General features: G+C 40.3%; 12 protein-coding genes and 1 tRNA gene. 11 read left to right on the top strand and 2 right to left on the bottom strand.

Features of this window, described 5'->3' with window-relative positions; genetic code table 11:
- Positions 1-51 precede the first annotated feature (51 nt).
- Together LCD34_RS14880 and LCD34_RS14875 are read left to right on the top strand one after the other, a co-directional pair.
- A complete protein-coding gene (locus LCD34_RS14880; RefSeq protein WP_008349087.1) occupies positions 52-732 on the top strand; it encodes a hypothetical protein in 681 nt (226 codons plus the stop codon).
- A 127-nt stretch (positions 733-859) separates the two neighbouring features.
- Positions 860-933 (top strand) — tRNA-Gly (locus LCD34_RS14875).
- Positions 934-1,029: 96 nt separating this feature from the next.
- Here the strand turns inward: LCD34_RS14875 and LCD34_RS14870 are convergent.
- Positions 1,030-1,626 carry a hypothetical protein gene (locus LCD34_RS14870; protein WP_017366901.1) on the bottom strand — a complete coding sequence of 199 codons (597 nt, stop codon included), beginning with the start codon at positions 1,624-1,626 and terminating at the stop codon, positions 1,030-1,032.
- An 83-nt stretch (positions 1,627-1,709) separates the two neighbouring features.
- Here LCD34_RS14870 and queG point away from each other — a divergent pair, with 83 nt between their 5' ends.
- The 9 genes from queG (at position 1,710) to LCD34_RS14825 (ending at position 11,551) form a co-directional block, all read left to right on the top strand.
- Positions 1,710-2,858 carry a tRNA epoxyqueuosine(34) reductase QueG gene (queG, locus tag LCD34_RS14865; protein ID WP_026050065.1) on the top strand — a complete coding sequence of 383 codons (1,149 nt, stop codon included), beginning with the start codon at positions 1,710-1,712 and terminating at the stop codon, positions 2,856-2,858.
- 61 nt (positions 2,859-2,919) lie between these two features.
- The gene (locus tag LCD34_RS14860; RefSeq protein ID WP_017366902.1) at positions 2,920-3,822 is read left to right on the top strand and encodes an amidase domain-containing protein; all 903 of its coding nucleotides are present in this window, start codon (positions 2,920-2,922) and stop codon (positions 3,820-3,822) included.
- Between the two features lie 43 nt (positions 3,823-3,865).
- Positions 3,866-4,339 carry a tRNA (uridine(34)/cytosine(34)/5-carboxymethylaminomethyluridine(34)-2'-O)-methyltransferase TrmL gene (trmL, locus tag LCD34_RS14855; protein WP_003211950.1) on the top strand — a complete coding sequence of 158 codons (474 nt, stop codon included), beginning with the start codon at positions 3,866-3,868 and terminating at the stop codon, positions 4,337-4,339.
- Between the two features lie 442 nt (positions 4,340-4,781).
- Positions 4,782-6,677 carry a PrkA family serine protein kinase gene (locus LCD34_RS14850; protein WP_017360374.1) on the top strand — a complete coding sequence of 632 codons (1,896 nt, stop codon included), beginning with the start codon at positions 4,782-4,784 and terminating at the stop codon, positions 6,675-6,677.
- A gap of 140 nt (positions 6,678-6,817) precedes the next feature.
- Positions 6,818-7,981: a sporulation protein YhbH gene (yhbH, locus tag LCD34_RS14845; RefSeq protein ID WP_007497035.1), complete on the top strand. Its 1,164-nt coding sequence runs from the start codon at positions 6,818-6,820 to the stop codon at positions 7,979-7,981.
- 363 nt (positions 7,982-8,344) lie between these two features.
- Positions 8,345-8,977: an HlyD family efflux transporter periplasmic adaptor subunit gene (locus tag LCD34_RS14840; RefSeq protein WP_007497037.1), complete on the top strand. Its 633-nt coding sequence runs from the start codon at positions 8,345-8,347 to the stop codon at positions 8,975-8,977.
- 39 nt (positions 8,978-9,016) lie between these two features.
- Positions 9,017-10,636, top strand: coding sequence for a DHA2 family efflux MFS transporter permease subunit (locus LCD34_RS14835; protein ID WP_017360372.1), 1,620 nt, complete (start codon positions 9,017-9,019; stop codon positions 10,634-10,636).
- 17 nt (positions 10,637-10,653) lie between these two features.
- On the top strand, positions 10,654-11,178 hold the full coding sequence (locus LCD34_RS14830; RefSeq protein WP_017366904.1) for a flavodoxin family protein: 525 nt from the start codon (positions 10,654-10,656) through the stop codon (positions 11,176-11,178).
- Between the two features lie 13 nt (positions 11,179-11,191).
- Complete coding sequence (locus LCD34_RS14825) at positions 11,192-11,551, top strand: hypothetical protein (protein ID WP_017360371.1); 360 nt, start codon at positions 11,192-11,194, stop codon at positions 11,549-11,551.
- Between the two features lie 112 nt (positions 11,552-11,663).
- Here LCD34_RS14825 and cspB read toward each other — a convergent pair whose 3' ends face one another.
- The gene (gene cspB / locus LCD34_RS14820; RefSeq protein WP_008349061.1) at positions 11,664-11,864 is read right to left on the bottom strand and encodes a cold shock-like protein CspB; all 201 of its coding nucleotides are present in this window, start codon (positions 11,862-11,864) and stop codon (positions 11,664-11,666) included.
- Between the last annotated feature and the right edge of the window lie 208 nt (positions 11,865-12,072).

Below are 12,072 nucleotides of genomic sequence, written 5' to 3'. Positions count from 1 at the left end.
TTAAACCAAATTTTAGTATAATAAAAAATAAATATATAAAAGGGGATATCAATGATTAAGAAATGGAGCATTCTTTTATTTACTGTTTTTCTATTAGCAGGATGCGGCGAGAAGGCTGCAGAAACAACAACGACAGAGAAAACGGTCTCAGAAAAACCTGCAACAGAGAAAAATAAGGAAACAGCAACTCACGATGAAGTAACTGTCGAACCTATGAAACTAACAAAAAATGAAAAAAGTCTTTTGGAAGCATTATCAGATAAGCCGTTTGAAGCGATGACAGTGAAAGGACTAAAAGGCAGTAATAAAAGTGTATCCTTGATCGGTATGCATTACAAAGATGGACAATTATTAAAAGAAGATACAAAAAAAATCACCATTGACCTTCATCAAAATGGCGTCGATAACAGTGTGAATTTTATCTATCAGCTAGAAGATGAAAAAGATGATCTGTTAAAAGTAACGTATAGCTTATGGAAAGATAAAGAGCAAAGCGAACTAACGAAACTCTCGACTAGCATGGATTTCAAACAGGACGTGGGAGGAAACACAACGATATCAGCTTCAGATCTTTTTCACATGTCTCCTGGAGAGAAAAAATTAATTTCTACTACCATCACAACTGGAATGAACCATGAGTTTTCTGGTTTAACAGGTTCTGAAAAGAATCTGAAAGAGGAATTAAAAGATGTAAAGCAGGCTTATTTGGTGTATTTGCAACTAGACAAATAACTATCGTAATATATATGGAGAATATGAAATTTTTTGACGAAAAATCTTCATATTCTCTTGACGAATTGTTAAGAAAGTTGTAACATAATAAAAGTCAACGCAATGACGTTGTCTTTAAAAGATTGATGCGGGTGTAGTTTAGTGGTAAAACCTCAGCCTTCCAAGCTGATGTCGTGAGTTCGATTCTCATCACCCGCTCCAATACATAATTTTGTTTATAACGCAGTATTTCGTTTCATAGATAAACGAAGTGTTGCGTTTTTTATTATGTCAGTATAATGTAAAAAGCACTGTGACCTACAGTGCTTTTTCAATGAGTTCATATTTGCTTTCTCCACCATGTATTTGTATAAACATCTTCGTCAAGGATTGTATAAGTGCCTCACTCTTTTCCCGGGAAATAGATGGTGGGAAGAGAATGATTTGAAGAATGTTTTTTGTGTCTTGAGAAATTTGAGCTTTACTTGCTTGAGAAAATAACCCTTTAAGCTCTGCGCCATCCTGCCATTCAATATGACCAGTTTCATTTTTGGATAATGAAAGAGGCCCTTTCAATTGATCGGCATCTAATGTGAGGATAGGCAAGAAATATTTTAGTGAGAAAAATATCGACAAATCCTGTACGGAATTGGTCGAGTTAATAAATTGTTCTTTTTGAATATCAGCAAGAAGCGGAAGAAAGGGGATACCTTCTAGAAGATTCGTCCATTCTTTGATCGCTGGTACTTCTTCCAAAGTTTGATCTTCATATTCAAAAAACAAAGATTCTTGAAACAGGCGCAGTCGGCCTTTTAACATTTGAGGGGATTTCCCTATCTCAATATGTGAATATTCAATCTGTCCAACATGGATAGACGGGCTTTGAGGTTGGGAGATTTCCAGTTGTATCTTCACAGTGACTCACTCCAATCGGTCATGATACACTCGTATTATACTGAAAACAACTGAAGAAACAAAGAAAGGAGGTTTGCAAGGTGATTCATGTTGGACAATTAAAAGAAGAATTAATTCAATATGCGAACGAAATTGGTGTCGATAAAATTCGATTTGCAAGTGCTGATACATTTGATTCATTAAAGGACCGCCTCATCTTACATGAATCGTTAGGGTATTTGTCCGGTTTTGAAGAACCTGATATCGAAAAACGAACAAATCCTGCTTTGCTGCTTCCAAAAGCAAAATCAATTGTCGCCATTGCGCTCGCATACCCTTCCAAAATGAAAGATGCTCCCCGAAGTACAAAGGATGCAAGAAGAGGGATTTTTTGCAGGGCTTCATGGGGAACTGATTATCATGTTGTGCTGAAAAAAAAGCTCGACATGCTTGAAGAATTTTTGCGCAGTAAACACGAAGATATACGGACAAAATCAATGGTGGACACAGGTGAATTGTCTGACCGTGCTGTAGCTGAACGTGCTGGCATTGGCTTTAGCGCAAAGAACTGTATGATTATCACACCAGAGTTCGGATCTTATGTCTATTTGGCTGAGATGATTACAAATGTTCCATTTGAACCGGATGAGAAAATAGAAGACCAGTGCGGAACTTGTAATAAATGTGTGGATTCATGCCCAACGGGTGCTCTTGTGAATCCAGGCCAGCTCAATTCTCAAAGGTGTATTTCGTTTTTAACACAGACAAAAGGGTTTTTACCTGACGAATTTCGCTCGAAAATAGGGAATCGGTTGTATGGATGTGATACGTGCCAAACGGTCTGCCCAATTAATAAAGGGAAAGACTTTCATCTACATCCTGAAATGGAGCCGGACCCTGAAATTGCAAAGCCGCTCTTAAAGCCACTGCTGACAATCAGCAATCGTGAGTTTAAAGAGAAGTATGGTCATGTTTCTGGATCATGGCGAGGGAAAAAGCCTATTCAGCGGAATGCCATTTTGGCACTTGCTCACTTTAAAGATACATCTGCTTTGCCAGATTTGGTTGACCTGATGCATAAAGATCCAAGACCGGTCATTCGAGGCACGGCTGCTTGGGCAATCGGTAAAATTGGCGATGGTCAGCAGCTTTCAGAACTCGAAAAAGCCCTTGAACGGGAAAGTGATGAAGAAGCAAAACAAGAGATCATCAAAGGGATTGAATTGTTACAAACACCTTTAAATACTAAATAACCTCCCATTGAACATAGAATGAACCAAACAGAGATGTTAAAAAAAGTTTGGTGGTGTCTGTGTGAAACAATTATTAGAACAAACGTTAGAAGACAGACTGGCATATTTATTAAATGGCAGTACGATCAAACAGCCGCAGCTGATGTCTGATGTGGATGCTGTGGAGCGAAAGAAAGAGCTGTTTGCAAGAAGACAAGTTGAGATTGTCAAGGCGAAAGCAAAAGCAAAACTTCTCGATTCAGCTATTCAAGATGATGGAGCTCAGCAAGTACAATATCTCGCTCACCTCACTTATGTCTGTAAGGATATAGACGATTCTTTTTATTTAGAGGAACAGGTTGAGAAAAGAGAAGCGTTTCTTTATAACGACATGCTTGTGAAAGATCGGATGATGTTAGAAGAACGACAAAAGGAAGATCAGGTGGATGAGCGCTTCCAAAATGAAGACCAATTTGGAAGAGCTTTTCACTATGACCGGCGTGCAGCTGTTCAATATGCTGAGACGTATTGGAATAAACGGAATCCAGCCTATAAAAATTTCGAAGATAACTGTACGAATTTTATTTCACAATGTCTAAAAGCAGGGAATGCGCCAACGAGAGGATATCCGAACCGTGGATCTGGCTGGTGGGTTCGTCCACATACATGGAGCTACAGCTGGACGGTGGCACATTCGATGAAAAATTATTTAGCGAATTCCAAAGCGGGGTTGAGAGCGAAGAAGCTCAAGGAGCCGCAAGAGCTTCAAATAGGTGATGTTATTTGCTACGATTTTGAGGGTGACGGTAGGTATAATCATACAACCATTGTCGTTGATCATGATAAAGGCGGAATGCCTCTAGTGAATGCACAAACGTATGACAGCCGTATGCGTTACTGGTCGTATGAAGATTCAACGGCTTATACACCTAGTATTCGTTATACGTTTTTTCACATTTTGGACGATGCTCCAAAGGGTAGTTAATGGTATAATGTTGAGCGGAAAAGAAAATTAGAGGTGAACTTTTTTGGGACTTCATGTCGTTTTATATCAACCAGAAATTCCAGCTAATACTGGAAATATTGCGCGAACATGTGCAGCAACAAATACAACACTTCATCTGATTCGTCCGCTTGGTTTTTCGACAGATGATAAAATGCTGAAGCGTGCAGGACTCGATTATTGGAAATATGCCAATGTCGTCTATCATGATTCATTAGATGAATTGTTTGAGGCTCATCCGAAGGGGCAATTTTTCTATATCACTAAGTTTGGGCAAAAGCCGCATACAACGTTCGATTACTCGCAACTAGATGAAGACTACTTCTTCGTATTTGGCAGAGAGACAAGTGGATTGCCAAAAGATTTGATTGAACGGAATATGGATCGCTGTCTACGTTTACCAATGACAGAGCATGTTCGTTCACTGAATCTATCGAATACGGCAGCGATTCTTGTGTATGAGGCGCTTCGCCAGCAACAATACCGAGATTTGATATAAGAACATGATAAAAGCCGAGATCCCATCTCGCTTTCAGTGAATATGTAAGTGCTGAAAATATGAACGAAATGAAAAAGGATGTTCCGCTGATGGAACATCCTTTTTTTCATTTGCCAGGCTTGCCTTCGTAGCCAGCTGTGAAAATGGATACTAAAAACGTAATGATGACGCCCATCATAATGACCGTTCTCATATAAGCTCCCCCTTATCCCTTTGTTCCTTTGCTGCCGGTTTCATATGTTGCGAAGTTCGCCTTGAAAAGCAGGAGATGAAGATCATTTTTCTCCTGTTTTTCCTTTATTATGAAGGGTCTTGCGGATGGTTGTCAATTCAGTTTGCCAATTCGTCATTTTGAAGAACGAAAGCATGTAATAGGACGCCTCCGCATAGATTGTAAAACAGTATCTGATTTCTAGCTTCAATCTTGAAAGAGGAGGTTCATATGGATATTTTAAAGAAAATTGAACAGCACAGAGAAGAAGAGCAGCGACTGAAATGGGAAGGTACATTCAGCGAATATCTAGATATTATTAAAGAAAATCCACTTGTCGCTCAATCTGCTCATTCTCGCGTTTATCATATGATTAAGGACAGCGGGATTGAAGAGGAGAATGGGGTCAGAACCTACAAATTTTTTGATCAGGAGCTTTTTGGATTAGAGGAATCATTGGAAAGGCTAGTGGAAGAGTATTTTCACCCTGCGGCTAAACGTTTAGATGTCAGAAAGCGTATTTTATTGTTAATGGGTCCAGTCAGCGGCGGGAAATCGACGCTTGTCACAAGGCTGAAAAGAGGGCTGGAAGAGTATTCACTAACAGATCATGGCGCAGTCTATGCGATTAAAGGCTGCCCAATGCATGAAGATCCGCTTCATCTTATTCCGCAAAATCTGCGGGAGGATTTCTATAGAGAATACGGCATACGTGTGCAGGGGAATTTATCACCTTTGAACTTGATGAGGCTCGAAGAGGAATATGGCGGCCGCATTGAGGATGTGAGAGTGGAACGAATTTTTTTCTCAGAGGACAAACGGACCGGCATTGGTACCTTCAGCCCGTCTGATCCGAAATCTCAGGACATTGCCGACTTAACAGGAAGTATTGATTTTTCAACGATTGCTGAATTTGGTTCAGAGTCAGATCCGCGTGCGTACCGGTTTGATGGAGAGCTCAATAAAGCGAACCGTGGAATGATGGAATTTCAGGAGATGTTGAAGTGTGATGAGAAATTTCTATGGCATCTTCTTTCATTAACGCAGGAGGGAAATTTTAAGGCAGGGCGTTTTGCGTTGATTAGTGCGGATGAATTGATTGTTGCACATACGAATGAAACGGAGTACCGGTCATTTATTTCGAATAAAAAGAACGAGGCTTTACACTCAAGAATTATTGTGATGCCGATCCCTTATAATTTAAAGGTGACAGAGGAAGAACGTATTTATCATAAGATGATTTCAGAAAGTGATGTCTCAGATGTTCATATTGCACCGCATACGCTAAAGGTAGCTGCGATGTTCTCTATTTTGACAAGGCTGAAAGAGCCGAAGCGGTCTGATATCGATTTGGTGAAAAAAATGCGACTGTATGATGGGGAAAGTGTCGAAGGTTTCCAATCTGTTGATATTGATGAGATGAAAAAGGAATTTCATGACGAAGGAATGAGCGGAATTGACCCGAGATATGTCATTAACCGCATTTCATCCACCATTATTCGAAAGAACATGGAATCCATCAATGCACTGGATGTCCTCCGTTCCTTAAAAGAAGGACTGGATCAGCATCCATCGATCTCAAGTGAAGATCGGGAACGTTATTTGAATTTTATTTCTGTCGCACGAAAAGAGTATGACGATATGGCGAAGAAGGAAGTTCAAAAGGCATTTGTGTATTCTTATGAGGAGTCTGCGAAAACTCTCATGGATAATTACTTAGATAATGTCGAGGCGTACTGCAATAAAAACAAACTGCGTGATCCGTTAACAGGTGAAGAAATGAATCCTGATGAAAAGCTCATGCGTTCAATTGAGGAACAGATCGGCATTTCTGAAAACGCCAAAAAGGCATTCAGAGAAGAAATCCTCATTCGGATTTCGGCTTATGCGAGAAAGGGCAAACGCTTTGATTATAATTCTCACGAGAGATTACGAGAAGCTATTCAGAAGAAGCTCTTTGCCGATTTGAAAGATGTCGTGAAAATTACGACATCGACGAAAACGCCGGATGAGCAGCAGTTGAAAAAGGTCAATGAAGTAGTGGCGCGATTGATTGATGAGCATGGCTATAATTCTACAAGTGCAAATGAACTCTTAAAATATGTAGGCAGTCTTCTGAATCGTTAATAAATGAAGGAGGCATTATTGGCGCAAACCAGCACCGGTAATGTCTTTTTTAAAAATCGTCGTCATTTCGACGACGACCAGCATACGATAATGGAATCGATGGGTACAAGAATTGTCCAAAAAGGTGAGGAGGGGGATGGATGTCCCGGCAAGAAAAAAGTCAGTTTATTGTGTCTCAGGAAGACTGGTCCCTCCATCGAAAAGGCTTTGATGACCAGCAGCGTCATCAGAAAAAAGTCAAAGAGGCGATTAAAAACAATTTGCCGGATCTTGTCACAGAGGAAAGCATCATTATGTCTAATGGCAAAGATGTGGTCAAAATTCCGATCCGTTCTTTAGATGAATATAAAATTCGGTACAACTATGATAAGAATAAGCATGTAGGTCAAGGGGATGGAGACAGCCAAGTTGGCGATGTGGTCGCTCGGGATGGATCTGACAGTAAGCAAGGGCAGGGAAAAGGGCAAGGTGCTGGAGATCAAGCCGGTGATGATTATTACGAAGCAGAAGTCTCATTAATGGATTTAGAGGAAGCGCTGTTTCGTGAGCTGGAGCTACCAAATCTTAAACAAAAAGAACTTGATGATATTGTTGTCGAGGAAATTGAGTTTAATGATATTCGCAAAACGGGGTTAACCGGTAATATCCATAAAAAACGAACAATGCTGTCAGCATTTAAACGAAATGCCATGACAGGAAGCCCTTCCTTTTATCCCATTTATCCAGAGGATATTAAGTATAAGACGTGGAATGAAGTCACCAAACCAGAATCGAAAGCGGTTGTCCTAGCGATGATGGATACGAGTGGAAGTATGGGGCTTTGGGAAAAATATATGGCGAGAAGCTTTTTCTTTTGGATGACACGTTTCTTGCGGACAAAGTATGAGACAGTCGAGATCGAATTCATTGCCCACCATACAGAGGCGAAGGTCGTAGACGAGGAGCACTTCTTTTCTCGGGGAGAGAGCGGGGGAACCATTTGTTCTTCTGTCTATCGAAAGGCACTAGAGCTCATAGACGAACGATATCCTCCGTCACGATATAATATTTATCCTTTCCATTTTTCTGATGGTGACAATTTGACCTCAGATAATGCACGGTGCGTGAAGCTCGTTTCTGAAATTATGAAAAAAGCCAATTTATTTTGTTATGGTGAAGTGAATCAATATAATCGGCATTCTACGTTAATGTCAGCATATAAACATATTCAGGATGAGAAATTTAAGCATTATATTTTGAAGCAAAAATCAGACGTTTTTCTCGCATTAAAAAAATTTTTTCAGCAGGAAGAAGTTCTTTCTTAAAGAGAACATTCAAAAAAACCTTTCAGCATAAGGGCTGAAAGGTTTTTTGTGTGGAGAAGGAAGGGATCACCAGAAAAAAAGTAAAACTTTCTCTTTGACATTTCAATTTTCATTTATTAATATTTAATCTTGTTAAATATAAGTTTTTCAAAAAAAGATGCCGATCGTCTTTTCTTCTTTTTCTGCTTTTTGCTCATAAGTGAACAATAAGTATAAATGGGCTGCACACCATTTTCAGCAGAGTAGAAAAAGGGGAAACAGGCAGCTCTATGAGCTTGTTTCATAATCTGTCAGATGATGGGCATTCTAAGTTTGCTAAAGCAGATGACACTATATTTTTATACATGAAAGGAGAAACAAAACATGAACAGAGGGCGTTTATTGCTAACAAATATTATTGGCCTTATTGTGATTCTTGCCATTATTGCCGGAGGTGCTTATTACTACTACGAAAGCACAAACTTCGTAAAAACAGATGAAGCAAAAGTGACAGGTGACATGTATCAAATTACAGCGCCAGCAGCTGGACAAATCAAAGGCTGGGACATCAATGAAGGTGACGAAGTGCAAAAAGACAGCACAGTTGCAAAAGTTGAAGGAGAAGCAAAAACAAACATTAAAGCAGTGGCTGATGGCACATTAGTCAAAAAAGAAGTACAAAACAACCAACAAGTGCAGCCTGGGACAGTTCTTGGTGAAACGATTGACCTAAGCAAGCTTTACATTACAGCGAATATTAAAGAAACAGACATTAAGAACATTGAAAAAGGTGACAAAGTGGACATCGTTGTAGACGGCGATCCTGATACAACATTTGAAGGAACAGTTGAACAAATTGGTTATGCAACAAACTCAACATTCAATATGCTGCCAGCAACAAACTCAAGTGGTAACTACACGAAAGTGACACAAAAAGTAGCAGTGAAAATTTCAATTAAAAATCCATCTGACAAAGTACTTCCAGGTATGAATGCTTCTGTCAAAATTTCATCTTAATGATGACTGATATCAAAAAATGAAAGGAGGTTGTCTGAGATGGCAAATCAACCTGCAGCGACAAAACAGGGAGCAGGCTCCTTGTCTTTACTGATCATTTTAATGGCCGGTTTGTTCGTAGCGATTTTAAACCAAACGCTTTTGAACGTAGCCATGCCCCATTTAATGACTGAATTTAATGTGAGTGCGACGACAATTCAGTGGCTTACAACAGGTTACATGCTTGTCAACGGGGTGCTCATTCCGTTATCTGCGTTTTTAATCACACGTTTTGGCCAGCGCAGCTTATTCCTCGTGGCGATGATTTCATTTACACTAGGAACTTTTATTTGCGGTATTGCGCCAAACTTTTCTACGATGCTGATTGGTCGTTTGATTCAGGCAGTCGGTGGCGGTATCTTACAGCCGCTCGTCATGACAACAATCCTTTTTATTTTCCCTCCAGAAAACAGAGGGAAAGGAATGGGGATTTTTGGTCTTGCGATGATGTTTGCGCCAGCTGTCGGACCAACGTTATCTGGTTATATTATTGAACACTATTCATGGCGTATTATGTTTTATGGACTTGTACCAATCGGTGCGATTGTCATTATCGCGGCTTTCTTTATGTTTAAAAATATTGTAGAGCCTAAAAAAATCAAGCTGGACAGCCTTGGTGCGATTCTGTCGATCGTTGGTTTTGCTTCGCTTCTATACGGAGTGAGTGAAGCGGGAAGTGATGGTTGGACAGATCCAATCGTTTTATCTACGATTATCATTGGTGCGATTGCGATCATTCTCTTTATTTTCCAACAGCTAAAAGCGGATAATCCGATGCTTGATTTCCGCGTGTTTAAATACAGCATTTTCTCATTATCAAGTGTTATCAACATTATTATTACCGTTGCCTTATACACTGGGATGTTCTTACTTCCGATCTACTTGCAGAACCTCGTTGGGTTTACTGCACTGCAATCGGGGCTATTAATGCTTCCAGGGGCACTTGCGATGCTGATTATGTCTCCAATTTCAGGGATCTTGTTTGATAAATTTGGACCTCGTCCACTTGCCATTGTGGGGATGCTGATTACAGTTGTCACCACATACGAGTTTACAAGGCTAACGATTGATACATCTTATAGTCACATTGTGCTCATGTATGCAGTACGTGCCTTTGGTATGTCACTCTTAATGATGCCAGTCATGACTGCTGGGATGAACCAATTACCGCAGCATTTAAACAGTCATGGTACAGCGATGTCAAATACACTGAGACAAATCAGTGGTTCGATCGGTACGAGTTTGATCACGACGATTTATACAAATCGCACGACATTCCATTATTCAAATATGGCAGATCAAACGAATACGGCTGACCCGTTCTTTATGAATTCATTCCAGGCGGCTGTCTCTAATGTGATGCACCATATGGGCATGACAGCAGAAGCTGCTCAAAAATATGTGTCGACCCAGCTCTTTACGAAAGCACAAGTCGATTCCAATGTGATGGGCATCAATGATGCTTACATGTGGGTGACATTATTCTGTGCAGCTGGTGTGATTCTCAGCTTGTTCCTGCGAGATGTACGTAAGGATAAAAAGCGAAAAGAAAAGCAGGATAAGAAACAAGAAATGACATTGCTTCCAGCACCTAAGGAAGCAAACCAAGATGCAAGATAAGTGTGGAGGGACCGTACATGAAAATTTATGTCGTATACGATAGTGAAGGTGACCATACAAAAGCACTTGCAGAAGCGATTGCAGCTGGCGCAGGTGAAACAGAGCAAGCTGAAGTGTTCATTGATCATGTGAAAGATGCGGATATCCGCAAGCTTGATCAAATGGATGCAATCATTTGGGGCTGCCCTGGTCACTTTGGTACCATTAGTTCTGGATTAAAGACATGGATTGACCGTCTTGGGTATTTATGGGCAGAAGGAAAACTCATCGATAAAGTCGGTGCCGTTTTCTGTACCACTGCGACAACACATGGCGGATTAGAAATGACGATGCACAATTTGATTACGCCGATGTTCCATCAAGGGATGCTTGTGGTCGGCCTTCCTGGAAATGTTCCAGAAAATGCGTTATACGGCTCTTATTATGGAGCAGGTGTGACGTGCCCGATTGATTCTGATGAAGTGATTTCTACAGAAGGCATTGAGCTGGGGAAAGCATTAGGAAGACGTGTAGCATCAGTCACTGCGTCATTTAAGCGATAAGGAGAGGGTTCTTTTGGCGACGATTATTGTAGCGTTAGTAGCTGCTGTTCTAGTCATTATCGGATTAGTAGCGTTCAATGTCAGACACGCTTCGGCCGAGAAGGAAGAGATCAAAGAAGATGTATCGAATCATCCTGACGTGCCGCATAGCGAGCCAGAAGTTGCGGCGAGACCTGTAGAGCCTGAAGTGGAAGAAAAAGCGTCAGAGCCTTCTCAGACAGATGATGCTCCGTCAGGTGATGATTTCTATAGACAGGCGCTTCAAAAGTTTAAACAGCCAGAACCACCTGTCAAAGAAGAAGAACCAGAGACGAAAATGAATGATGATATGTATCGTTCTGCTTTACAGAAACTAAAGCAGAAGGACAAATAAAAAGAGAACCTCTTGTCAGGTTCTCTTTTTTTATTACACAAAAAAACCGCCGGCATAAGCCGAGCGGTTTTCCTTCACTCTATAAAGTGCTAAAAGAGCAGATGCTCTTAAATTACGCTTTGTTAACGTTAGCAGCTTGTGGTCCACGGTTACCTTCAACGATTTCGAAAGAAACTGATTGACCTTCTTCTAAAGTTTTGAAGCCTTCGCCTTGGATAGCAGAGAAGTGAACGAATACATCGTCTTGACCTTCTACTTCGATGAATCCGAAACCTTTTTCAGAGTTGAACCATTTTACTTTACCTTCTAACATGAAATTTCCTCCTAAAGCGATCTTAACGCTTAAATTCACTATTCTTGCTCTTACACAAACTTCAAAGACGAAAACTCTTTCAAAACTTTCTTCTTAAAGATGATACGAACAAAAATAATTACCTTTACTTTACCAGTGTTTGCGGGAAAAAACAACTGTTATACGAAAACTTTTTTAAAAATAATTAGCGCTAACAAATTGAGGAAAA

It is taken from the genome of Bacillus sp. RAR_M1_44 (assembly GCF_020165935.1).
Taxonomy (GTDB): domain Bacteria; phylum Bacillota; class Bacilli; order Bacillales; family Bacillaceae; genus Bacillus; species Bacillus altitudinis.
Note: the sequence above shows the minus strand (reverse complement) of the source record. Positions and strands in the feature narration are given on the sequence as shown.